This is a genomic window from Rhizobium sp. RHZ02 (assembly GCF_014851575.1).
In the GTDB taxonomy this organism is placed as follows: domain Bacteria; phylum Pseudomonadota; class Alphaproteobacteria; order Rhizobiales; family Rhizobiaceae; genus Rhizobium; species Rhizobium altiplani.
In genome coordinates this window covers 11,880-33,601 of sequence record NZ_JACUZX010000015.1, presented here as the reverse complement: position 1 = coordinate 33,601, position 21,722 = coordinate 11,880, and the positions used below count along the sequence as shown (strand labels likewise).

Below are 21,722 nucleotides of genomic sequence, written 5' to 3'. Positions count from 1 at the left end.
CGGGCCGCGCCTTGGCGCGACCCAGCCGTCGCCGTCAGCTAGCTTTCGCCATCGCCGCCACGAGCTGGTCGACGTTGTAACGCAACATCTTCTCGTAGGTCGGAGCCGGCCCCTTGGTGTCGGAAAGAGACTCGACGTAAAGCTCGCCGCCGGGCTCTGCCCCCGTCGCCTTCGCGATCTGCCTGACGAGGCGCGGATCGTTGGAATTCTCGATGAAGTACGTCTTCACGTGCTCGGCCTTGATCTGCTCGATCAGCTTGGCGACATCGGCGGCGGAGGCTTCGCTCTCTGTCGAGACGCCGACCGGAGCGAGGAACTGCACGCCATATTCACGGCCGAAATAACCGAAGGCGTCGTGGCTGGTCAGGACCTTGCGATGGTCCTCAGGGATTTTGGCAAGCTCCGAGTGCGCGTAGGCATCGAGCGCATCAAGCTTCTTCAAATAGACTTCGGCGTTGGTCTTGAACGCCGCAGCATCGGCCGGCGCGGCCTTCGCAAGCGCCCCTTCGATGTTGGCGACCCAGACCTTGACGTTGACCGGGCTGTTCCAGACATGCGGGTCGGTGACCGTCTGCCCATCCTCTTCCATGGTGCGGAACTTGATCCCTTCCGAGACGACGACCGGTTTGCCCTTGTAGCCCGAGGCGCTGATCAGGCGGTCCATCCAACCCTCCAGACCCTCACCGCTGACGAAGGCAACCTGTGCAGCGTTGAGGTTCTTCGCGTCGCTTGGTGATGGTTCAAACTCATGGGGGTCGCCGTTCGGGCCGACGAGGCTTGTGACCGTGACGCGGTCGCCGCCGATCTGGCGGACGACGTCGGCAAGCACGGTGAACGATGCGACCACCTTGAGGGTTGCGGCAGAAGCCGACGTCGTCGAAAGCGCGACGAGTGCGGGAAGCATCATTGAGAAAAGCAGTCTGCGGGAAATCATTGGGGGTCTCCGGTTGTCAGCCCTTCAGATGCGGGCGAGGAAGATACCGCCGGGCAAGGCCCGACGGGGCAAGGAAGATCGAAATGGCGTAAAGCAGCGCCGCCGTCATGATGATCGTCGGTCCGGAGGCGAGTTCGAGATGGTAGGAGGCGATGAGCCCGAGATAGCCGGAGGCTGTGGCACTCGCCGCCGCGATTGCCATCATCGACGGGAGGCTAGGCGACCAGAGCTGCGCGATAGCGGCCGGCAGCATCATAAGGCCGACCGCCATCAACGTTCCCAGGGCCAGGAAGCTCGCGACCAGATTGAGTACGACCAGCAGCAGGAAGATAAAGTGATAGATCGGTCCGCGTCCGCCGATGGCTCGGAGAAAGCCGGGATCGAAGCATTCCGCGACCAGCGGCCGGTAGATGATCGCAAGCGTTGCCAGCGTCGCCGTGCTGATCGCGCCGATCTCGTAAAGGGCGGATGCATCGATCGCGAGGATGGTGCCGAAGAGAACGTGCAACAGGTCGATATTCGAACCGCGCAGCGAAACGATGAGCACGCCGAGCGCCAGCGAGGAGAGGTAGAAGCTGGCGAAGCTCGCATCCTCCTGTAAGGAGGTCGCGCGGCTGACCATGCCCGACAAAAGTGCAACTGAAAGCCCGGCAACGAGCCCGCCCAATCCCATTGCCGTAAGCGAGAGCGAACCGGCAATAAGATAGCCGATGGCGGCGCCGGGGAGAACGGCATGGCTCATGGCATCGCCGACGAGGCTCATTCGCCGCAGCATCAGGAACACACCGATCGGCCCGGAGCCAAGCCCCAGGCACAGGCAGGCGACGAGCGCGCGGCGCATGAAGCCATAATCCGCGAAGGGCGCGAGGAGGAGATCGTAGGCGGTCATCTGGCGGGCTCGCAAATGCCGGCGCTCTCGTCCCATCGCTCGGCCATCGCCCGCGCTTTGCGAAGGTTCGCCTCGGACATGACATCCGCCGTTGCGCCCCAGCCGATGACGTCGCGCGCAAGCAGGAGTGTCTGCGGAAAGTGGGCGCGGACCTGCGCGAAATCGTGAAGGACAGCAAGCACCGTTCGGCCTTCGCCATGCCAGTTGGCAACGATATCCAGAAGATCCCGCGTGGTGCGGCCATCGATAGCCGTGAACGGCTCGTCGAGAAGGATGACATTCGCATCCTGCAGCAGCAGCCTTGCAAAGAGCACGCGCTGAAACTGGCCAGCCGACAGCGATCCGATGCCGCGCCGTTCGAAGCCTCCCAGCCCAACTGCCTCCAGTGCGTCGTGCGCTTTCTGCCACTCCGCTGATGCAATGTGCCCTAAGGCCCCAGACTGTCGCCAGGCTCCCAGCAGAACCGTGTCGAGTACCGAGATAGGAAAGCGGCGGTTGATGTTGGCTGCCTGTGGCAGATAGCCGAAATCCGTGCTCTTCAGCCGGTGCCTTATCATGCCGGAGGAGGGACGGAGTTCTCCGATAATCGCCTTCAGCAGGCTCGATTTGCCGGCTCCGTTTGGGCCGGCGATCGCCGTCAGGCTTCCGGCCGCGATGGTTCCGGTCACATGATGCACGGCTGGATGCCGCTGATAGGCGACCGTCAGATCTTCAAGCTCGATCGCAATGGCGCTCATGGCAGCAGCGTCGCCCAATGGATTGCCGCCCAGAGCGGGATGCCGATCAAGGCAACATAGAAGACGCGACGGCCGGCAGAGAGCGCCATCAGGCCTGAAGAATGTCGAAGCTCCCAAAAAGTCATAGCAACACCAAAATGTAATAACATTACAGTTATGTTATAACAAATGAGGCAAAAAAGTGGCGTGCTGTGAACTTTGACGACGAAACACAAAAGCGGCCGCATGGGCCGCTTTCAGTTTGGGTGAGGCTCGAAGCCTTACAGCTGTTCCAGCATCCTGGCGGCGCCGGAAACCGTAGCCTGACCTGGGCTTTCTTCGACGTTCAGTGATTTCACGACGCCGTCTTCGACGAGCATCGAGTAACGCTTCGAGCGAACGCCGAGACCGCCTGCCGAGAGATCGGTGTCGAGGCCAAGCGCCTTGGTAAAGCCCGCGTCCCAGTCGGCGAGGAAGTGGATCTTGCCCATGCCGCCGGAAGACTGGGCCCAGGCACCCATCACGTGCCAATCGTTGACGGCGACGACGGCGATGTCATCGACGCCTTTGGAAAGGATGGTGTCGCGGTTCTCGAGATAACCCGGCAGGTGGTTCAGCGAGCAGGTGGGCGTGAACGCACCGGGGACCGCAAAGAGAACAACGCGCTTGCCGTTGAAAAGCTGCTCCGTCGAAATTTCGACCGGGCCATCCGACGTCTTTTCCTTGAAAGTGGCCGCAGGAAGCTTGTCGCCGATTGCGATGGTCATGGACGTCTCCTTGTCATATGGCGGCACTAATGCCGCGATTTTGGCGCGACTATAGAACGCGATCACTCAAAGGCAAGCGGTGTCTCGATGGCGCGCGAGCCGTCGATGACAAGAGCACTCCATGTCTTTCCGCTGAGGTCATATGCCTTGGGAAGCTTGTCCACGGACAGCGTCGTCGTGAAGTTGCGACCGTCGCGATGGGTTGCCGTCTGTTTGGTAAAGACGCGCCCGCTCGGGCCTGTGACGATCACCTCAGGCGCGCTCTCGCCACTCTCCGGCAGGGTAATGCTGAGGGAAAGTTGCTTCATGTCGGCCGACAGCGCGTGGTCGTCGACTTTGAATGCGGAGGAGGCGGCTTGTGGCAAGGCTGCCTCGGCATCCCTGAGAATAGCCTCTTCGGCCGGCCGCGACTGGGCCAATGGTCTAAAGGTCAGCGATAGCTCTGCCTGGAAGGGGATGCAGATTTCCTTGCAGATGCCGATAAAGGCGTTTGCCTTGAGCTCATGAAGAGCAGGGTCTTTCGCCGTCAGTTGCAGCGGGAAGGTGACAGGCGCGTCGTAGGCAACCTCATCGATCTTGTCGGCGACAATGTGCTTTGGGACGGGGTAGCTCATCTTGTCGAGCGACACGCCTTCGGAGGAGAGAGTGACTTGAGGCGGGATGCCGCTGTTGCCCGGTTCGCGCCAATAGGTGATCCAGCCTGGCTTCGGCTCGATCTGCAATCCGGCGCGAATATTTCCGTTTGCATCGGGCGGAAGCGCGATCAGGCGCATCCGACCGCCCTCGTTGTCGGCCCAGGCGCTCATCTCCGCCCTGGCGGGCTGAGAAAACTGCAGCACGGCGACGAACAGGCACAGGGCGGAACCGCATTGGCGGATGGTGAGTGAAATAGTCTGCATGGATCAATGATGTATTGAAAATCCCTATGCTCGGCTAGAACTCGCGTACATTTAAGTTTTCATTTTCAGTTGATTGATCCGTGACATTGGCTCATGCTCATGGTGTCGGGGCCTAGCGCGGTCTGGCAGAAGGAGGAGTGATGTCCTTGGCGACCGTGAAAAACAAAAGAGAACGCGGCTTCTTCGATGGCCAGTTTCTCATTGCCATGCCGGGCATGGAGGATCGCAATTTCGCCCGCACGGTGATCTACATCTGCGCCCATTCGGATGCCGGCGCGATGGGGTTCGTGATCAACCGCCCGCAAGAGCTGACCTTTACTGACGTTCTCCTGCATCTCGAAATGATCAAGGACGAAGAAGCTATCCTCCTTCCTCAGCATGATTGCCCGATCCAGACGGGTGGGCCCGTGGAAAGCGGCCGCGGCTTCGTGCTGCACTCCGATGACTATCTCTGCGAATCCAGCATTCCCGTCAGTGACGATATCTGCATGACGGCAACGCTCGACATCATCCGCGCCATTTCCAATGGCAAGGGACCGAAGCGGGCGACCATGCTGCTCGGCTATGCCGGCTGGGGTGCGGGACAGCTGGAAGCCGAAGTCGGCAACAATGGCTGGCTCACATGCGCGGCGAATGAGGAGCTGATCTTCGATCGCAGCCTCGACGACAAGTACGAGCGAGCACTGGCAGCAATGGGTATCAATGCCGCCATGCTTTCAGCCGAAGCCGGCCACGCCTGATCGGCGGAACGATCTGCAAAAAAAGCGCGTTCTCTGCTGGCGCGGGCAATAAGGCCCAGTCAGGAGAAGCAGGTTGATGGAAACCACGACCGGAAATTGCCCGCCGTCCATGTTGCACGATGGGTTTTTGATCCCTATCCCGAGGGAGGCGCGCGTTGAGGCTCTTTGTATGTGACAACTGCGACCAGGTTGTTCATTTCGACAATCGCCAGTGTGTTCGGTGCGGTCATCGCCTTGGCTTCGTGTCGAATAGTCTGCGCATGCATGCAGTTCAGCAGCAGGACGGCGATGTCTGGCAATACGTGGCTCAGCCGGATCTGATGCGCTTCTGTGCCAATGCCGGCCTCGACGTCTGCAACTGGCTGGTGGAGGACGGAGACGCGGGGGATTACTGCGTCGCCTGCCGGCATAACAGGCTTGTGCCGAATTCAGCGACGCAGGATGGCGTCGATCGGTGGCGCCGCATCAGCCAGGCACAGCGGCACCTCTTCTACTCCCTCTTGCGTTGGCGGCTGCCGCACCCGGACCGCACGCAGGATCCCGTAGGCGGCCTGGTTTTCGACTTCCTCGAAGACACCGTCAAGGAAGACGGCAGCGTCGTGCCAGCGATGACGGGACACGAGGAGGGCCTTATCGCAATTCGGGCCGCCGAGGCCGACGACGTCACGCGCGAACAGGCTCGCACCTCGATGAACGAACCTTACCGGACGCTGCTCGGTCATTTCCGCCACGAGACGGGTCATTTCATCTGGAACCGCCTCGTGCGCGATAGGAACGCCTTCGATGGATTCCGAGCGGTGTTCGGCGATGAGCGCAAAGACTACAGCGATGCCCTTGCACGGCACTACGCGAATGGCGCTCCGCCCGGCTGGCAAGAGAGTTTCGTCAGTGCTTATGCCAGCGTTCATCCCTGGGAGGACTTCGCTGAGTGTTTTGCTCATTACCTTCACATTGTCGATACCTTGGAGACCGCTCGCGCCTTCGGCGTTGCAATTGATCCCCGCGGTCACGAAGAGATGGCGGCCGAGGTGGATTTCGACCCCTACAGGGCAGCAAGTGCCGATCAGCTTGTCGACGAGTGGGTGCCGCTCAGCGTTGCGATCAACTCGATACAGCGCAGCATGGGACAGCCCGATTCCTATCCGTTCGTGCTCTCAGCGCCGGTGGTCACCAAGCTTGAATACATGCATCAGCTGATAGCGGGAGCCGCTGCGCCGCAATAGGGAGCGGCATAGCTTGGGTCGCGGGTCGGCTAGGCGCGCTTCGTCAGCGGGAACCGCTCCTTCAGCAGCCGCAAGACGGACTCCGATGCCATCGGCGGTCCGAACAGATAGCTTTGCCCGAAGGTGCAGCCCATCTTGGCGAGTTCCATCGCATCCTCGTTGGACTCGATCCCCTCGGCAACGACCTTCATATCCAGTTCGCGCGCCATGGCGATCACGGAGCGAATCACGGTCGCCTTCTTGTCGCTAGTGTCGCACACCATCGTCTTGTCGAGCTTGATCGTGTCGAACGGGAAGCGCGTCAGATAGGCAAGCGACGAATAGCCGGATCCGAAATCATCCAGAGCAAGGCCAAGGCCCATTTCGCGCAGCTTCTCGAGAACGAGGCGCGCCTGTTCCGGGTTCTCCATGACCATGGATTCCGTCAGCTCGAGTTTCAGGCGTGACGGATCGCAATGGGTCTTCGCCAGCACCGAGCGGACGTCGTCGAAAAGCTCGTTGTTAAGCAGCTGCGCACTGGAGAGGTTGATCGAGACGAAGATCGGCAGTTCGCCCGTCTGGTTCTCCCAGCCCATCAGGTCGTTCGTCGCCTGCTCCAGCGCAAAGCGGCCGAGCATGTCGATAATGTCGGATGCCTCCGCGATCGGTATGAACTCCGAAGGCGGAATGCTGCCGCGTTTCGGATGGTCCCATCGCATCAAAGCTTCGAAGCCGGCGATCTCCACGTCTTCAAGCCCTGCGATCGGCTGGTAGACCATCGACAGTTCCTTGCGCTCGATGGCGCGGCGCAGGTCGGATTCGAGCTGCAGCCGGTCGGCGCCGAAATCGCGGAAGGCGGGCTGGAACGGCTCGACGCGATTGCCGCCGGCGCGCTTTGCCCGGTACATCGCGAGCTCCGCGTCGCTGAGCATGCCCGCAGCACTTTCCTGCTGATCGACGAAGGAGGCCAGCCCGATCGACGCCGTCAGGATGATCTCGCGATTGGAGAAGTTGATCGGCACCATGATCGCCTTGCTGATCGCATCGGCAAAATCGGCCACCTTCGTCGGATCGCGTTCGGACGTCAGGATGAGACCGAACTGATCGCCGGAGAGGCGCGCGAGCGTATCCTGCGGCTTGAGGAGGCGGCGCAGGCGGCGCGTGAGCGCGATCAGGATATTGTCGCCGGCGGCGATCCCGAGCGTATCGTTCACCAGCTTATAGCGGTCGATATCGATCACCATCACCGTCGGGCGCAGCGTCTCGCCACCGGGCGCCAATGCCAGCACGGCCTGCAGGCGATCGAGGAACAGCTGGCGGTTCGGCAAGCCGGTTAGGTTGTCGTGCAGTGCGTCGTGGAGCAGCCGCTCGACGGAGTTCTTCTGTTCGGTGACGTCGATGATGGTGCCGACGCAGCGGATGATCTCACCGTTCGAGCCAAGCACAGGCCGCGCGCGGATGAGAAGCCAGTGGAAATGACCGTCTTCCGCGCGGATGCGGAACTCGTGGTTTAGTCGCCCGCGGCGATGTTCAAGGAGCACATCAAGCGTCGCGCGGAAGCGGTCGCGATCGTCGGGATGCAGCCGCGGCAGCCAATTGCGCGCGGCGCCATGCATAGCGCCGGGCGGGAGGCCGAGCTTGACGGAGACATCGGGTATCGTGACGATACGATCGCGCGCCACATCCCAGTCCCAAACCGTATCACCCGAGCCCGTTAGAGCCAGCGATTGACGCTCGAGATCGGAAAACAGCCCTTGCTGGAACGCGCCGCCAGCAAAGGCGTGCTGCATCACGGTAAAGCCGATCAGCAGGACGATGAGAACAAGGCCGCCGCCGAGTGCGGGCTGGATGATGTCGTTATCGAGCCGGCCGGTAATCGTCAGCCATGCACCGAAGATCCAGACAAGGATCAAGGCCCAGGCCGGGACCAGCAGGATCGCGCGGTCATAGCGGTTGAGCCCGAGGTAGACGATCAGCAGAAGGCCCATCGTCGCGGTCAGCGCGAAGGAGAGGCGCGCGATGCCTGCGGCAATTGCCGGGTCGTAGATCGCGACGCCGAAAAGCAACGCCAGGCCGAGCACCCAGGCGAGCGTCACGTAGCCGAGGTGCGTGTGCCACCGGTTGAGGTTGAGATAGGTGAACAGAAAGATGACGAAGCTGGAGGCAAGGGCGACTTCCGCACAGGCGCGCCATATTCGCTGGTCGGTCGACGCAATGCTGATCAGTTTACCGAGAAAGCCGAAGTCGACGCAAATGTAGCCGAGGACGGCCCAGGCGAGTGCCGCCGTTGCCGGCAGCATCGACGTGCCCTTGACGACGAAAAGGATAGTCAGGAACACCGCCAGCAGGCCCGCAATGCCGAGCACGATGCCGCGATAGAGCGTGAACGCGTTGATCGTGTCCTTGTAGGCGTCGGGTTCCCAGAGGTAGATCTGCGGCAGCTCCGGCGTCGTCAGCTCAGCAACGAAGGTGATGACGGCGCCGGGGTTGAGCGTGATGCGAAACACGTCCGCCTCGTCGCTCGGCTGCCGGTCGAGCGCAAAGCCTTCGCTCGGCGTAATGGCGATAACGCGCTGCGAACCGAGGTCCGGCCAGAAAAGCTTGGAATTCACGAGGCGGAAGTGGGGGGCCACGATCACGCGCTCAAGCTGCTCGTCGGAGACGTTGGCAAGCGCGAAGACGGCCCAGTCGCCCTGGTGGTTGTCGGAGCTGGCACGTACCTCAATACGGCGACGGATACCGTCGGCACCGGCAGCGGTCGAGACCTGAAAGGCTTCGCCCTGGTTGGCGTAGATCTCCGTCGTGGCAGTCAGGTCGAGTGCCGTGTCGTCGCGGGAAATCTTGACCGGTTCGGCGGCCTGAACGTGGCCAGCCACTAGCAGGATGGCTGACAGCAAGAGAGCTGCGATCACCGCGATCGATCGCCTGGCCGGTGATGAGAGCAGCATGCGGTTGTTGGTCATCGGCTGTCGGTTATCCTGCCTTTATCCGTGTCGGTGGCGAGCAATGAGAACATTACATGGTCGTGCCAATGACCGTTGATTTTCAAGTATCCGCGCAGATAGCCTTCCCGCTGAAACCCGGCTTTTTCAAGCAGGCGGATGCTCCGAGCATTGTCTGGAATACAGGCTGCTTCGATACGGTGCAACTCAAGCCCTGCGAAGATGTAGGGTATAACCAATTGAAGTGCGGCGAACATATGACCCTGACCGGCATAAGCCTCGCCCATCCAGTAGCCGATCATGCAGCTTTGTGCCGCCCCGCGCCTGATGTAGCCGATCGTGATGCCGCCGAGCAGCGTCATGCCCTGTTTGTGAAACAGAAGGAGCGGAATGGCCTGGCCGGAAGCGTACTCCTGCTTGCCGCGGATGACACGGGCGCGATAGGAGCCCTCCGTCAGCTCGTCGCGGCGCCATGTCGGCTCCCACGGTTCCAAGAACTGCCGGCTCGCCGCCCGCAGCTTGTGCCACTGGTTGAAATCCTGGTAGCGCGGCAGGCGCAGCACATAGTGCTCGTTCTCGAGCTCGACCGAATCCGGCTGCCGCGACAGAAACCGAAAAACCGATTTTGGCATCGATCACTCCCGGCAGGATGGATCTGGGATCAGACGAGGGCTTGCTTGCCCTGGTGATCGGGCGAGGAAAGAGACGCGGTAATATCCTCCATCGGGGCCAGATGTTCGAGCGGTCCAATGGCCGAGAGCGTCGGCACGGTATCGAAGAACAGGCGTCCCGCAAGGTCCGTAAGGCGCTCGACCGTGATCCCTTCGAGGCGTTCCATCATCTCCTGGTTGGAGATGGGGCGGCCGTAGAGCATCATCTGCCTTGCGATCTGGCCGGCGCGGGCGGCGGGGCTTTCCTGGCCCATCAGCAGCTGGGCGCGGATCTGGGCGCGGGCGCGTTCGATTTCCTTCTGTTCGATCGTCGCCGCCGACTTGTGCAGTTCGTTAATGATAACAGGCACCAGCTCCGGCAGGTTCTCGCCACCGGTGGCGGCATGGATGCCGAAGATCCCGGTATCGGAGAAACCCCAGTGGAAGGCGTAGATGGAATAGCAGAGGCCGCGGATCTCGCGCACCTCCTGGAACAGCCGGGATGACATGCCGCCGCCGAGGATGTTGGCGAGGATCTGCGAACAGTAGAAGTCGCGGGCGTGATAGGCCTTGCCTTCGAAGCCGAGCAGGATCTGCGCATCCATCAGGTCGCGCGTCTCGCGGATATTGCCGCCGATGTATTTTGCAGGCTCCATGACGGGCGTCGCCGATGGCGAGGTGGGAAGGCTCGCGAAGCGCTCCTCGACCATGCGAGCGAACTCGTCGTGCCGGACGGCGCCGGTCGCAACGACGAACATCCGGTCGGTCGTGTAATTGCGGCTGAGATAGCCGCGGATCTGCTGCGGCGTGAACGACACCACGGTCTGCGGCGTGCCGAGGATCGCCCGGCCGAGGGTCTGGTCGCGATAGGCGGTCTCGGAAAACTTGTCGAAAACGACGTCGTCAGGCGTGTCGTTTGCCGCGTTGATTTCCTGCAGGATGACCTGTTTCTCACGCTCGAGTTCTTCCTCCTCGAAGGCGGACTCCGTAAGGATATCGGCCAGAATGTCGACCGCGAGCGGGACATGATCCTTAAGCACGCGGGCATAGTAGGAGGTCGTTTCGGTGGATGTTGCGGCATTGACCTCGCCGCCGACATCCTCGATTTCTTCAGCGATTTCGCGCGCGCTGCGGCGTGCCGTGCCCTTGAAGGCCATGTGCTCGAGCAGGTGAGCGATGCCATGCTCGTCTGTCGTCTCGTTGCGCGATCCTGATTTGATCCAAACTCCCAGCGCAACGCTTTCCAGATGCGGCATGGTCTGTGTGACTACTGTCAGCCCGGATTTGAGCCGGGTGCACTCAACTGTCATTGGCTATCTTTCTGCGCCTGCGTTACTTAGGCCCGAGTATGCTCGCCGATGAAGGTCTCAATGGCTTTGAGCTCAGGCTTCACAATCTGAAAGCGCTCCTCCTTGTGCATCAGATCAGCAAGCCACGTCGGAAGCGCGGGGTCAATACCGGAGGCCGATTTTACGGCGGCGGGGAATTTTGCCGGGTGTGCGGTGGCGAGCGTCACCATCGGCGCGTTCGGCTTCTCGTGTTTACCTGCAACGAAGACGCCGATTGCCGAATGCGGATCGAGAAGATAGCCGGTGTCGGCATGGGTTTTCTTGATCGTCAGGGCGACCTGCTTTTCGCTGGCGCGCCCGGCGCGGAAGTCCTTTTTGATGAAGGCGAGGGCGTCCTTTGCAATCTCGAAGCCGTTGGACTGCTTGAGGCTGTTCATCGCCGCACGAACCTTCGATGCGTCGCGATCATAGGCCTCGAACAGCAGCCGCTCGAAGTTCGAGGAGATCTGGATGTCCATCGACGGCGAAGTCGTCGCTTTCACGGTTTTCATCTCGTAGCGGCCGGTCTTGAGCGTGCGGTCGAGGATATCATTCTCGTTGGTGGCGACCACCAGCTTGCCGATCGGCAGGCCCATGCGCTTGGCGCAGTAACCGGCAAAGATGTCGCCGAAATTGCCCGTCGGCACGGTAAACGAAATCTTACGGTCCGGTCCGCCAAGCGCGATCGACGTCGTGAAGTAGTAGACGATCTGGGCCATGATGCGGGCCCAGTTGATCGAGTTGACGCCGGAGAGTTTAACGCGGTCGCGGAAAGGTGCATCGTTGAACATTGCTTTGACGAGGTTCTGGCAGTCGTCGAAATTGCCTTCGACGGCAAGCGCGTGAACGTTGGAGGCCGTGGAGGTCGTCATCTGGCGCTGCTGCACCGGCGAGACCTTGCCGTTCGGGAAGAGGATGAATATGTCGGTGCGTTCGCGACCGGCAAATGCGTCGATCGCCGCGCCGCCAGTGTCGCCGGAAGTGGCGCCGACAATGGTCGCGCGCTCGCCACGCTTCTCCAGGGCATGGTCCATCAGCCGGGCAAGCAGCTGCATCGCGACATCCTTGAACGCCAGCGTCGTGCCGTGGAACAGCTCCATGACGAAGCTGTTCGGGCCGGTCTGGACGAGCGGGGCGATCGCAGGGTGACGGAAGGTACCATAAGCCTCGTCGATCATGGAGCGGAACGTCTCGTCGGGAATCTCGCCGTTGGTGAAAGGCGAAAGGATCGTAAAGGCGACCTCCTGGTAGCTCTTGCCCCGAAGCGCGCGGATTTCCTTTTTCGTGAAATGCGGCCACTTACGCGGCACGTAGAGACCGCCGTCGCGCGCCAGGCCGGCCAGCAAAGCATCACAAAAACCGAGGGGAGGGGCTTCGCCGCGGGTCGAGATATAATCCACTGTCGTCATCCTTGATGTGCCGGCCGGAGGAAATCCGGGTTGGAGGGGAAGTCTGCCTGTCGCCGCATCTCGCTTGCCCTGCCGGCGGTGGCCCGCGATCCCGAAATGTGCATCAAAACGGTTCTTACCCAATCGATTTTTGTTTGCGCCGCTGATATAGACCATCGCAAACTGTCACGAAAGGCCTGCCATCAAGTGATTGGGCCTGCCAAAAAACTTTGTGAAGAGGGTGGAATAATCGTGCTTGGCAAGGTCTCGCGTCTCATCGTTTCGGCTTCTTTTGCGGCAATTCTTGCCGGCTGCAACTCGCTCGGTGTGGGCGGGGGAGACAGCGCAACAGCACCGGCCCAGCCGAATGGCAATGCGCAGATCATGCCGATGGCGCCGGCCAATCCCTCGTCCAATAACGCATCGATCGGCACCGCCAAGACCGCGTCGGGCAACACTGCCCCTGTCGTCCAGGGAGCATGCCCGCAGATCTTCATGAAGGACAAGGACGCGATCTTCCGCACCTATGCCGGCGGCGCCAAGACCGGCGATGCGGACAAACTCGCCTTCCAGGCATCGATCGGTGACTATACGCGCCAGTGCAGCCTGAACGATGCAAACCTGACGATGACTGTTGTCGCCCAGCTTCGGGTTCTCGCCGGCCCGAACGGTTCGCCCGGTAAGGTCACGCTCCCGGTTCGCATCACGGTCTTTGACGGCGAGGATGCGCTTTATTCCGAAGTAACGAATTTCCCGGTCGAGGTCGGCTCCGGAGCCACCCAGGCGCTGTTCCGCAAGGACGGTATCAAGCTTCCGGTCGGTTCCGGCTCAATGGTGCGCGTGAACATCGGTTTCGACCAGGGGCCGGTTTCGACGAAAAAGAAGAAGGCCTGAGGAACGTTTCCGTATCGCTAAGCTGATCGGCGCGGGGAGAGCAGATCGCTTGAAAATCGGCATCGTATTGAATCCGGCGTCGGGTCGACGCGGAAAGAAGCTGTTCTGGTCGGCGCTGCGGCGCGCCATAGAGGCGAGATTTACCAATCTCAGCCTGCGTGAAACCAAGGGGCACGGCGATGCCGAACGGTTCGGGCGCGAACTGGCGGATGACGGCGCCGATCTGGTGATCGCCGTCGGTGGCGACGGGACGATCGGCGAAGTGGCCGGCGGCATTTTGAAGTCGCATCGGCCGGGCACGGCCTTCTCCTTTATTGCAACCGGCACCGGATGCGACTTCGCCCGCAATTTTCCGGTGTCACGCGATCCTGCTACGATCGCCAACCGCCTGACCTCTCCAACGGTACGGCAGATCGATGCCGGATTGCTCACCTGCGACGACGAGGATGGGGACACCGTCAGCCGCCACTTCGCCAACATCGCGAGCTTCGGCGTTTCCGGTCACATCGTGCAGGCCGTCAACGAGGCGCCCAAGGGCAGGCGTCTGCCGGGACCGATGGTCTTCTTCTTCCACAGCCTGCTTCAAATCCTGCGTTACACGCCACGCGACATCCGTCTCAGGCTGGACGGCGAGGATATCTATGAAGGGCCGATCACCGCGGTTGCCGTTGCCAACGGCGCATGGTTCGGCGGCGGCATGAAGGTCGCTCCGGAGGCCGATGTTGCCGATGGCCTGTTCGACGTAATCATCATCCGCGGCGCCGGCAGGCTGAAGGTCCTGACGCTGATGAACAGCATCTACAGCGGCGGTCATCTGAAAAGCCCGCTCGTCAGCATCCATCGCGCAAGGCTCGTCGAGGCTTGGCCGATCGGCAGGGAGCCGGTGCCGATCGACAGCGACGGCGAAGCCCCTGGGCAGCTTCCGGCGCGCTTCGAGATTATGGTCGGTGCGCTAAGCCTGAAAATCTAGCAATTGCAGGATAACAAAGGGACGATCGGCAAGGCCGTGGCTCTCATGCGACGTTCAACCCTTCCAGGCGTGCTTGAATCATCGCCCCGAGATTGGTTTCGTGAAACGTCTCGTAGAATGCCACCGCTTCCGGCGACATGTCGGCCGGGATGGCCACGAAATCCTGAAGTCGAAGGCTCACCAATTTTCCCAATTCCGGGTCTGCGAGTTCAGTCGCGCTTAGGTTTTCGACCCGGGCCGCCAGTGCTCGGAAATAAGACAGGTTGTCGTCAACAGTGGACGGCGAGATCGTCCGTCCATGTGCGGGGATGACGAACTTGGGGTGCAAGTCGCGGATCCGTTCGAGCGATGAACAGATCAGCCGAAGGTCGTCGGAGCTTTTACTCCAGACCTCCGGAATGGGCGTCTCGACGGCGTCGACAGCCAGGCAGACACGGATCTCCGGAATCCAGATGGCAACATGGTCAGGCGTGTGCCCCGGTGTGTGGATGAGCTCCAGAGTGAGGTCGCCGCCATGAAGGGCCATCGAATCTGAAAAGGTGATATCGGGCGCGATGAGTTCGACGTTTCGGAACCGCGGCTCCTCACGCATCTTCTCGTCCAGAACTTGACAGCAGGAAGTGTCGCTCAGACGTGCACGCGCAGCCGTGTGGGCAATGATCGGGGCCTTGCCGGCAATCGCGGCGTTGCCCCAGAAGTGATCCCAGTCCATGTGGGAATTGACAACGATGAGAGGACGAGCGCGCATGTCGTCGTCAAGCAACTCCAATGCCATCCGGCATAACTCAGGCGTTCCGAGAGTGTCGACGAGGACGTTGAATCTCTCTGTGCGGACGAAGACGGCGTCAACCTCTTCGCCCGCCCTGAGGATGGAAATCCGATCGTCGAGTTCGGGATGGGTGCACAGTTCCACGGAAATAGTCATGCGAGACAACCAGCATTCAGACACAGACAGTTACTTTGATAGCTGAATGAGTTCGTTCTGTCGCGATGCTATGCGGGGACCCCGGTCCCCATAGCAAGATCGGTCGCAGAGTTTCGACTCTGCGACCGATCTTGTAGCTGAACTTCAAATGGGGACTGTTCCGGCGGCTGCTGCTCGAGAGTAACCGGAGTTACACTGCGCCTTCCCACTCGGCGAGCGCGGCGACGACGCCGGGCAGATCGTTCATGCGGGAGATGACGGTTTCAGCGCCGGCATCGGTCAGCTTGTCGGCATGTGACGGATAGGTGTGCGAGGCACCGGTAAAGCCGATGACTCGCATGCCTGCTGCGCGTGCGGCGTGGATGCCGTGAACGGAGTCTTCAACCACAACAACACGCTCGGTCGAAACGCCCATCTGCTTGGCGCCGTGCAGGAAGATATCCGGCTTCGGCTTCACGCGATCGGCCCCGAGATCCTTTGCCGAGAAGATGTGGGGCGCGAAGAGGCGCTTCAGGCCAACTTTGCCAAGCATCATGTCGAGGCGCGCGGTGCTGGAGTTGGAGCAGATGCAGCGCTTCAGATTCAGACGCGAAAGAGCGGCTTCGACGCCCGCTATCGCCTGCACGTCTTGCTCCAGGCGCATATCGAGGAGCTTCTCGGACTTGTCGAGCAGCGAGGCTGATATCGGGATGCTGGCCTCGCGCTCGACCTGGAAGAGAATATTCTGCCACGTCATGCCGGCGAAGCGTTCGCCCATTTCCTCGATGCTGATCGGATAGCCTGCTTCGGTGAGAAGCTTGGATTCGACATCCGCAGCGATGATTTCCGAATCGACCAGAACGCCGTCGCAGTCGAAGATAATGAGGTCGAAGCCTTCCATTTACTCACGCCTTGTTTGGGATGATGCCCGTTTACACGATGCCTCGCAGAAGCTCAACCGACAGCGGGGCATGGCTGGATTGCGTGTCGCGGGCGGCTTCGATTTTACGGGTGTTCGCGGCTATTTGGTGGCTGGAAACAGTGCAAGAAACTGCCGTTCGCCTTCCGGGGAAAAGACCACGGAGCGGCTTTCCGCCGTGCGGCGGGCCCAGCCCTTCTCGAGGAAATTCGAAAGCAGGGCCTTGCCGAGGCTGCCGGCGAGGTGCGCCCGCCGTTCACTCCAATCCAGACAGGAGCGGCAGAGCGGCCGACGCGACGATTTCAGGGCGTGGACGTCGATTCCGATAGTTTTGAGCTCGGTTTTGCCGCTCTCCGTCAGGGCAAGACCGTCGCCCATGGCATCGATCGCTCCCTTGGCAATCAGGCTGTCGAGCATGCGAACGCCGTAGTCGCCGGCGAGGTGATCGTAGCAGATGCGGGCCTTGCGCAATGCCGGTTCCTTTGGCCCTGGCTTATGGCGCAGATGGCCGCGCCCTGCCGCAAAGCCCATGATGCTCTCCAGGAACTTGCCGACGCTGTCATCCGCCAGCGTGAAATAGCGATGGCGGCCCTGTTTGCGCTGCACGAGCAGATTGCCCGCTTCCAGCTTGGCAAGGTGCGTGCTCGCCGTCTGCACGGTAACACCGCCCGCCGCTGCAAGCTCGGTCGCCGTCAGCGCCTTGCCGCCCATCAATGCAGTCAGCATGTTGGCGCGGGCGGGGTCGCCGATCAGTGCGCCGATCTGAGCTATATCAGGTCCTTCCTTCATACTTCGATCATAACCGAAGCATCGTCGTCGGACAATGTGCGAAAACTATCTCCAGACAACAAGGAGACCACGATGATTACTTGCTTCATCCGCTACGAGATCGATCCGTTCAAGAAGGAAGCCTTTGCCGAGTATGCCCGCAACTGGGGCCAGGCGATCCCGCGCAACGGTGCAGACCTGATCGGCTATTTCGCACCGCATGAGGGTTCGGCCACGACGGCTTACGGCGTGTACAATATCGAAAGCCTCGTCGCCTACGAGGCCTATCGCGCCCGTCTTGCCGCCGATACGCTCGGCAAGGAAAACTACGAGTTCGCCAAACGCGAACGTTTCATTCTCAAGGAAGATCGTATCTTCCTCAAAAACACTTCCCTTCCTCATGCAAAGCTGGTGATGCCATGATCGCTGTTATCTTCGAAGTCCTGCCCTTCATGGGCGAACGCCACACCTATCTCGATCTCGCCGGCGAGCTTCGCGGTGAACTGGAAAAGATCGACGGCTTCATCTCGATCGAGCGCTTCGAAAGCCTCACCAATCGTGGCAAGCTGCTTTCGCTTTCCTTCTGGCGTGACGAGGAGGCTGTGAAGACGTGGAGAAACCTGGAGGCGCACCGCGCCGCCCAGCACGCCGGCCGCAACGGCGTCTTCGCGGACTATCGGCTGCGCATCGGCCACATCGTCCGCGACTACGGCATGAATGACCGCGGCGAAGCGCCGGCGGATAGCCGCAAGGTGCACGACGTGGCGGCCTAACGAGAGCAGCCGTAAGGGCAGGGGCCGCTGCCCAACTCCTTCGGCGCCAAAGCGCCTGCGACTTATTTTCCCGAAATCGCTCATGCCTTCAGGCTTTGGTAACCAAACTGAGTAACCATAACAGACAGTAAAAAGCGTAATGTGTATGAGCGAGTTTCCAGATGGCGTCAGTATTTCCGCTTGCCGATCTCAAGGCCTCCGCAAAGCCGGACTCCTGGATCGACACGATCATCAAGGGCGATTGCGTTGCTGCCCTTGAAGCCCTGCCGAACCACTCCGTAGACGTAATTTTCGCCGATCCGCCGTACAATCTGCAGCTTGGCGGCACGCTGCATCGTCCCGATCAATCGCTGGTCGATGCCGTCGATGACGAGTGGGATCAGTTCGCGTCGTTCGAAGCCTATGACGCCTTCACCCGCGCCTGGCTGCTCGCGTGCCGCCGTGTCCTGAAGCCGACGGGCACGATCTGGGTGATCGGCTCCTATCACAATATCTTCCGCGTCGGCGCCACGCTGCAGGATCTGAACTTCTGGATCCTGAACGACATCGTTTGGCGCAAGACCAACCCGATGCCGAACTTCAAGGGCCGTCGTTTCCAGAACGCGCACGAGACGATGATCTGGGCGAGCCCGAACGCCAAGGCCAAGGGTTACACCTTCAACTACGACGCCATGAAGGCTGCCAACGACGACGTGCAGATGCGTTCCGACTGGCTGTTTCCGATCTGCAGCGGCAACGAGCGCCTGAAGGGCGACGACGGCAAGAAGGTGCACCCGACGCAGAAGCCGGAAGCGCTGCTTGCTCGCGTCATCATGGCTTCCTCGAAGCCCGGTGACATCATCCTTGACCCGTTCTTCGGCTCCGGCACGACGGGCGCCGTCGCCAAGCGCCTCGGCCGCCACTTCGTCGGCATCGAGCGCGAGCAGGACTACATCGACGCGGCCTCCGCCCGCATCGAAGCGGTGGAGCCGCTGGGCAAGGCTGAACTCACTGTCATGACCGGCAAAAAGCAGGAAGTCCGCGTGGCGTTCAACGTGCTGGTCGAAAGCGGCCTGATCAAGCCCGGCCAGGTGCTGACTGATGCGCGCCGTCGCTACAGTGCGATCGTTCGTGCTGACGGCACGGTCGCCTCCGGTGGCGAGGCCGGCTCCATTCATCGCCTTGGGGCAAAGGTTCAGGGCCTTGATGCATGCAACGGATGGACATTCTGGCACTTCGACGACGGGCAGTCCCTGCGCCCGATCGACGAATTGCGGTCCGTGATCCGCAGTGATCTGGCAAAGGCGGAATGACGCGCGCCTCGACCTGATCGAGACTCCCTTCTTCCGGTGTTTTGTACCTCCAGTTACGGAAGAAGGCCTGGCGCCCGGGATCAACACCCCGGGCGCTCTTCATTTTGGCTCGCGCGGCAGCGCAATTCCGTGTCATGTATCGGCGGCTGATGATCCGAAAGAGGCAAGGACCCCGCCATGTATCTTGCGATCATACTGTTGCTGATGCTTGTCCTGCCGCTGGGTTCGGTTGCCGCCGAAGCCCATTGGAGCGCGGACGCCAACGTCGTCTTCCTCGTCGGGAAATGGTTCGTCTTTTGGGGCGTCGGCCTGCGACTGCTCGTGGCAAGCCTGAAGCAGATCATCAACCCGGCCTTCACTGCGGAGACGATCTTCGGTGTCACCGATCACAAGGCGCAGGCATTGGTGCAGGAGATCGGCTTCGGCAATCTCTCGATCGGCATGCTTGGCATATTCAGCCTCTTCGAGCCGCGGTGGATTGTCCCGGCAGCGATCACCGCCTGCCTTTTCTACGGGCTCGCCGGTCTGAAGCATCTTCTCGAGCGGCCGAGAAACAGGTCGAGGAAGATCGCGATGTTCTCCGACCTGTGGCTCTTCTTCGTGCTCGCTTTTTATCTTTCCGCAGCGTTCTTTCAAAACGCCTGATAGTCCGTTACCTCGACGTGAGTGACACGACCGTCGTCGTTGAAGGTGATCGTCTCTTCGCCTTCCCGGACGAGTGGCTTGCCCGTCTTGCTGTGCGTTGCGCGAACGGACCACACGGCGCGGCCGGCATTCGGGCTGACCTTCTCGACCAGCGTGTTGATTGCCGTCTGGTCCGGGTAGTCCTCGAAATACTTGCGGAAGGCGACCATGATCTCAGCCCGCCCCGACAGGCTTCCGACCCCGTTCGAGACATAGGTCGCGTCGTCCGCGAAATAGTCCTCGATCATATCGAAGTCGAGCGCGTTGATCGCGCCGTGAAAACGTTTGATTTCCTCAACCGGATCGAATGCCATCGTCAGAGCCTCACGCCGCGCGCTGCAAGATCGGCGCGCAGCTTGTCGGCGCCGGTGAAGAGAACCGCATCCCAGCCGGCCGCCTTGGCGCCATCGACGTTGGGGGCGGAGTCATCGATGAAGATTGTCGCCGCCGGATTGAGGCCGAAGCTCTTGGCGTGTGTTTCGTAGATCGCAATGTCGGGCTTGATGAGACCGACGTCGCCGGAAACGGTAACGCCGCGCGGCTTCGTCAGGAACGGAAAGCGGACCTGCGCTTCGCGGAAGGTGTCGGAAGCGAAGTTCGTCAGCATCGTCACGTCCTGGCCATCGGCAATCAGGCCTTCCATGATGGTGACGCTGTCGTCGTAGGAGTGGGGGACCATCTCGTGCCAGTATTTGCGGAAGGCCCGGATATGCTCCTCGCGATCCGGATGAACCTCGATCAGCAGGGCTTCAGCTTCCTCCCAGGTGCGGCCGCGATCCTGCTCGACGTTCCAGTCATGAGTGCAGACATTCTCGAAAAACCACTTGCGTTCGGCCTCATCGGGAATGAGGCGGCTGAACGGAATATTCGGATCGTAATGGATGAGAACTTTTCCGATGTCGAAAACAATATGGTCGATGGGCATCGATTAATCCTTGGCATGTTTGAACGCGAGCGGGATAGCCGCGGTGATTGCTTTTTTCATGACGGTCGGCAGTGCCTGCGAGTCTAGATTTGTAACCGGCTCCCACCAACCGTTATCCACTTGAATTCGCGAGGGGATCGCGACGCGGTAGATCGAGAGCCTGAGCTCGAAATGGGTGAAGACGTGGGTGACGGTCCCGCAAGGCTCCCAGGCAGCCGGGAAAGGCGCAGCATCGGCCGAGCTTTCCCCGTCCTGCCGCGCCGTCCAATTGGTCGTCGGCACTTCCGTCATGCCGCCGAGCAGGCCGCTCTCGATGCGCCGCCGCAACATGAGGTCGCCATCCGCCGTGACCGCGATAAAGGCTGCGCCCTGGCGGATCGGCTTTTCCTTCGTGGCTGCCTTGACCGGAAAGCGCTCGGGATCGTGCAGGCGCAGCGCCTCGCAGGATCCCCTGAAGGGACAGAGCGAACAGGCGGGCCGCTTCGGCGTACAGATCGTGGCGCCGAGATCCATCATTGCCTGCGCAAAGTCGCCGGGCCGATCCTGCGGCGTCAGCAGAGCCACCTTCTGTTTCATCAATGGTTTGGCAGCGGGTAGGGGCGTAGCGATCGCGTAAAGGCGCGAGATCACCCGCTCGACGTTGCCATCCATCACGGCTGCCTGCCGGTTGAAGGCTATCGCCGCCACCGCGGCCGCCGTATAGTCCCCGATGCCGGGAAGCGACTTCAGCCCCTCCTCGGTATCTGGAAAGATGCCGTTATGATCGGACGCGACGGCCTCCGCGCATTTCTTGAGGTTGCGGGCGCGGGCGTAGTATCCAAGCCCGGCCCAGGCCGCCATAACGTCTTCGCTGGCGGCATCGGCGAGGTCACGCACGCTCGGCCAGCGTGCCAGGAAATTGGCGAAGTAGGGTTTCACCGCCGGCACCGTCGTCTGCTGCAGCATCACCTCGGAAAGCCAGACGTGATAGGGATCGGCCTTGATGCCGCGCGCCGCCATCGGCGGCGAGACGCGCCATGGCAGATCGCGATGGTGGCGGTCGTACCAGTCGAGAAGGGGCTTGGCGGCAGGCGCGTCCAGTGTCGTCGATGTCATCATTTGCCGTCGTGAGGGGAAGTGCCCTATACTTGGCGAAGCA

Annotated in this window: 24 protein-coding genes; 8 read left to right on the top strand and 16 right to left on the bottom strand. The window is 61.0% G+C overall.

Features of this window, described 5'->3' with window-relative positions; genetic code table 11:
• Positions 1-34: 34 nt before the first annotated feature.
• The 6 genes from IB244_RS20065 to IB244_RS20045 all read right to left on the bottom strand — a co-directional run bounded on the left by IB244_RS20065 (position 35) and on the right by IB244_RS20045 (position 4,205).
• Entirely contained in the window at positions 35-934 is a 900-nt protein-coding gene (locus IB244_RS20065; protein ID WP_113471795.1) for a metal ABC transporter substrate-binding protein, read from the bottom strand.
• Between the two features lie 16 nt (positions 935-950).
• On the bottom strand, positions 951-1,823 hold the full coding sequence (locus IB244_RS20060; protein WP_018859008.1) for a metal ABC transporter permease: 873 nt from the start codon (positions 1,821-1,823) through the stop codon (positions 951-953).
• On the bottom strand, positions 1,820-2,560 hold the full coding sequence (locus IB244_RS20055) for a metal ABC transporter ATP-binding protein (protein WP_018859009.1): 741 nt from the start codon (positions 2,558-2,560) through the stop codon (positions 1,820-1,822). Before IB244_RS20055 ends, IB244_RS20060 begins: the two co-directional genes overlap by 4 nt.
• Complete coding sequence (locus IB244_RS32785) at positions 2,557-2,685, bottom strand: hypothetical protein (protein ID WP_272481253.1); 129 nt, start codon at positions 2,683-2,685, stop codon at positions 2,557-2,559. The genes IB244_RS20055 and IB244_RS32785 overlap by 4 nt, the downstream gene beginning before the upstream one ends.
• A 135-nt stretch (positions 2,686-2,820) precedes the next feature.
• A complete protein-coding gene (locus IB244_RS20050; RefSeq protein WP_018859011.1) occupies positions 2,821-3,306 on the bottom strand; it encodes a peroxiredoxin in 486 nt (161 codons plus the stop codon).
• A 62-nt stretch (positions 3,307-3,368) separates the two neighbouring features.
• Positions 3,369-4,205 carry a protein-disulfide reductase DsbD domain-containing protein gene (locus IB244_RS20045; RefSeq protein ID WP_192305330.1) on the bottom strand — a complete coding sequence of 279 codons (837 nt, stop codon included), beginning with the start codon at positions 4,203-4,205 and terminating at the stop codon, positions 3,369-3,371.
• A gap of 140 nt (positions 4,206-4,345) precedes the next feature.
• On the opposite strand from IB244_RS20045, the gene IB244_RS20040 reads away from it, so the two are divergent.
• Together IB244_RS20040 and IB244_RS20035 are read left to right on the top strand one after the other, a co-directional pair.
• Positions 4,346-4,945, top strand: coding sequence for a YqgE/AlgH family protein (locus tag IB244_RS20040; protein ID WP_018859013.1), 600 nt, complete (start codon positions 4,346-4,348; stop codon positions 4,943-4,945).
• 155 nt (positions 4,946-5,100) lie between these two features.
• A complete protein-coding gene (locus tag IB244_RS20035; RefSeq protein ID WP_169682683.1) occupies positions 5,101-6,168 on the top strand; it encodes a putative zinc-binding metallopeptidase in 1,068 nt (355 codons plus the stop codon).
• A 29-nt stretch (positions 6,169-6,197) separates the two neighbouring features.
• On the opposite strand, the gene IB244_RS20030 is transcribed toward IB244_RS20035, so the two are convergent.
• Genes IB244_RS20030 through thrC form a run of 4 tightly spaced genes read right to left on the bottom strand, consistent with a single transcriptional unit; the run spans position 6,198 to position 12,467 of the window.
• The gene (locus IB244_RS20030; RefSeq protein ID WP_192305329.1) at positions 6,198-9,110 is read right to left on the bottom strand and encodes a sensor domain-containing phosphodiesterase; all 2,913 of its coding nucleotides are present in this window, start codon (positions 9,108-9,110) and stop codon (positions 6,198-6,200) included.
• Positions 9,107-9,721: a GNAT family N-acetyltransferase gene (locus IB244_RS20025; RefSeq protein WP_062370482.1), complete on the bottom strand. Its 615-nt coding sequence runs from the start codon at positions 9,719-9,721 to the stop codon at positions 9,107-9,109. The genes IB244_RS20030 and IB244_RS20025 overlap by 4 nt, the downstream gene beginning before the upstream one ends.
• A 29-nt stretch (positions 9,722-9,750) precedes the next feature.
• Positions 9,751-11,049 (bottom strand): M16 family metallopeptidase, encoded by a 1,299-nt coding sequence (locus IB244_RS20020; protein WP_025661111.1) that lies wholly within the window; start codon positions 11,047-11,049, stop codon positions 9,751-9,753.
• A gap of 26 nt (positions 11,050-11,075) precedes the next feature.
• The gene (gene thrC, locus IB244_RS20015; RefSeq protein ID WP_409564075.1) at positions 11,076-12,467 is read right to left on the bottom strand and encodes a threonine synthase; all 1,392 of its coding nucleotides are present in this window, start codon (positions 12,465-12,467) and stop codon (positions 11,076-11,078) included.
• Positions 12,468-12,704: 237 nt separating this feature from the next.
• On the opposite strand from thrC, the gene IB244_RS20010 reads away from it, so the two are divergent.
• Together IB244_RS20010 and IB244_RS20005 are read left to right on the top strand one after the other, a co-directional pair.
• Complete coding sequence (locus IB244_RS20010) at positions 12,705-13,349, top strand: hypothetical protein (protein WP_025661113.1); 645 nt, start codon at positions 12,705-12,707, stop codon at positions 13,347-13,349.
• Between the two features lie 49 nt (positions 13,350-13,398).
• Positions 13,399-14,319 carry a diacylglycerol/lipid kinase family protein gene (locus tag IB244_RS20005; RefSeq protein WP_192305327.1) on the top strand — a complete coding sequence of 307 codons (921 nt, stop codon included), beginning with the start codon at positions 13,399-13,401 and terminating at the stop codon, positions 14,317-14,319.
• 43 nt (positions 14,320-14,362) lie between these two features.
• On the opposite strand, the gene IB244_RS20000 is transcribed toward IB244_RS20005, so the two are convergent.
• The 3 genes from IB244_RS20000 to IB244_RS19990 form a co-directional block, all read right to left on the bottom strand.
• The gene (locus tag IB244_RS20000) at positions 14,363-15,244 is read right to left on the bottom strand and encodes an MBL fold metallo-hydrolase (RefSeq protein ID WP_169682678.1); all 882 of its coding nucleotides are present in this window, start codon (positions 15,242-15,244) and stop codon (positions 14,363-14,365) included.
• A 190-nt stretch (positions 15,245-15,434) separates the two neighbouring features.
• A complete protein-coding gene (locus IB244_RS19995) occupies positions 15,435-16,124 on the bottom strand; it encodes an HAD family hydrolase (protein ID WP_018859022.1) in 690 nt (229 codons plus the stop codon).
• Between the two features lie 120 nt (positions 16,125-16,244).
• Positions 16,245-16,931 (bottom strand): ArsR/SmtB family transcription factor, encoded by a 687-nt coding sequence (locus IB244_RS19990; RefSeq protein ID WP_192305325.1) that lies wholly within the window; start codon positions 16,929-16,931, stop codon positions 16,245-16,247.
• Between the two features lie 72 nt (positions 16,932-17,003).
• Between IB244_RS19990 and IB244_RS19985 the strand changes: the two genes are divergently transcribed.
• The 4 genes from IB244_RS19985 (at position 17,004) to IB244_RS19970 (ending at position 19,620) form a co-directional block, all read left to right on the top strand.
• Positions 17,004-17,333, top strand: a complete 330-nt coding sequence (locus IB244_RS19985) for an NIPSNAP family protein (RefSeq protein WP_018859024.1) — start codon at positions 17,004-17,006, stop codon at positions 17,331-17,333.
• Positions 17,330-17,683, top strand: a complete 354-nt coding sequence (locus IB244_RS19980; RefSeq protein ID WP_018116426.1) for an antibiotic biosynthesis monooxygenase family protein — start codon at positions 17,330-17,332, stop codon at positions 17,681-17,683. Before IB244_RS19985 ends, IB244_RS19980 begins: the two co-directional genes overlap by 4 nt.
• A gap of 161 nt (positions 17,684-17,844) precedes the next feature.
• Positions 17,845-18,975 (top strand): site-specific DNA-methyltransferase, encoded by a 1,131-nt coding sequence (locus IB244_RS19975; RefSeq protein WP_016553038.1) that lies wholly within the window; start codon positions 17,845-17,847, stop codon positions 18,973-18,975.
• Between the two features lie 177 nt (positions 18,976-19,152).
• Positions 19,153-19,620, top strand: a complete 468-nt coding sequence (locus tag IB244_RS19970) for a DUF6790 family protein (RefSeq protein WP_169682675.1) — start codon at positions 19,153-19,155, stop codon at positions 19,618-19,620.
• On the opposite strand, the gene IB244_RS19965 is transcribed toward IB244_RS19970, so the two are convergent.
• From IB244_RS19965 to mutY, 3 genes are read right to left on the bottom strand one after another with little or no spacing between them, the layout of a single operon-like run.
• Complete coding sequence (locus IB244_RS19965) at positions 19,608-19,973, bottom strand: nuclear transport factor 2 family protein (RefSeq protein ID WP_025661121.1); 366 nt, start codon at positions 19,971-19,973, stop codon at positions 19,608-19,610. The two genes, IB244_RS19970 and IB244_RS19965, sit on opposite strands and share 13 nt — an antisense overlap.
• 2 nt (positions 19,974-19,975) lie before the next feature.
• Positions 19,976-20,584: an HAD family hydrolase gene (locus tag IB244_RS19960; protein ID WP_018859027.1), complete on the bottom strand. Its 609-nt coding sequence runs from the start codon at positions 20,582-20,584 to the stop codon at positions 19,976-19,978.
• A gap of 3 nt (positions 20,585-20,587) precedes the next feature.
• Entirely contained in the window at positions 20,588-21,679 is a 1,092-nt protein-coding gene (gene mutY, locus IB244_RS19955) for an A/G-specific adenine glycosylase (RefSeq protein ID WP_026372017.1), read from the bottom strand.
• Positions 21,680-21,722 lie beyond the last annotated feature (43 nt).

Coding starts and splice junctions, on each gene's coding strand:
- IB244_RS20065 (WP_113471795.1), bottom strand. CDS start 934: ATGATTTCCCGCAGACTGCTTTTCTCAATGATGCTTCCCGCACTCGTC.
- IB244_RS20060 (WP_018859008.1), bottom strand. CDS start 1,823: ATGACCGCCTACGATCTCCTCCTCGCGCCCTTCGCGGATTATGGCTTC.
- IB244_RS20055 (WP_018859009.1), bottom strand. CDS start 2,560: ATGAGCGCCATTGCGATCGAGCTTGAAGATCTGACGGTCGCCTATCAG.
- IB244_RS32785 (WP_272481253.1), bottom strand. CDS start 2,685: ATGACTTTTTGGGAGCTTCGACATTCTTCAGGCCTGATGGCGCTCTCT.
- IB244_RS20050 (WP_018859011.1), bottom strand. CDS start 3,306: ATGACCATCGCAATCGGCGACAAGCTTCCTGCGGCCACTTTCAAGGAA.
- IB244_RS20045 (WP_192305330.1), bottom strand. CDS start 4,205: ATGCAGACTATTTCACTCACCATCCGCCAATGCGGTTCCGCCCTGTGC.
- IB244_RS20040 (WP_018859013.1), top strand. CDS start 4,346: ATGTCCTTGGCGACCGTGAAAAACAAAAGAGAACGCGGCTTCTTCGAT.
- IB244_RS20030 (WP_192305329.1), bottom strand. CDS start 9,110: ATGACCAACAACCGCATGCTGCTCTCATCACCGGCCAGGCGATCGATC.
- IB244_RS20025 (WP_062370482.1), bottom strand. CDS start 9,721: ATGCCAAAATCGGTTTTTCGGTTTCTGTCGCGGCAGCCGGATTCGGTC.
- IB244_RS20020 (WP_025661111.1), bottom strand. CDS start 11,049: ATGACAGTTGAGTGCACCCGGCTCAAATCCGGGCTGACAGTAGTCACA.
- IB244_RS20000 (WP_169682678.1), bottom strand. CDS start 15,244: ATGACTATTTCCGTGGAACTGTGCACCCATCCCGAACTCGACGATCGG.
- IB244_RS19995 (WP_018859022.1), bottom strand. CDS start 16,124: ATGGAAGGCTTCGACCTCATTATCTTCGACTGCGACGGCGTTCTGGTC.
- IB244_RS19990 (WP_192305325.1), bottom strand. CDS start 16,931: ATGAAGGAAGGACCTGATATAGCTCAGATCGGCGCACTGATCGGCGAC.
- IB244_RS19985 (WP_018859024.1), top strand. CDS start 17,004: ATGATTACTTGCTTCATCCGCTACGAGATCGATCCGTTCAAGAAGGAA.
- IB244_RS19980 (WP_018116426.1), top strand. CDS start 17,330: ATGATCGCTGTTATCTTCGAAGTCCTGCCCTTCATGGGCGAACGCCAC.
- IB244_RS19975 (WP_016553038.1), top strand. CDS start 17,845: ATGGCGTCAGTATTTCCGCTTGCCGATCTCAAGGCCTCCGCAAAGCCG.
- IB244_RS19970 (WP_169682675.1), top strand. CDS start 19,153: ATGTATCTTGCGATCATACTGTTGCTGATGCTTGTCCTGCCGCTGGGT.
- IB244_RS19965 (WP_025661121.1), bottom strand. CDS start 19,973: ATGGCATTCGATCCGGTTGAGGAAATCAAACGTTTTCACGGCGCGATC.
- IB244_RS19960 (WP_018859027.1), bottom strand. CDS start 20,584: ATGCCCATCGACCATATTGTTTTCGACATCGGAAAAGTTCTCATCCAT.
- mutY (WP_026372017.1), bottom strand. CDS start 21,679: ATGACATCGACGACACTGGACGCGCCTGCCGCCAAGCCCCTTCTCGAC.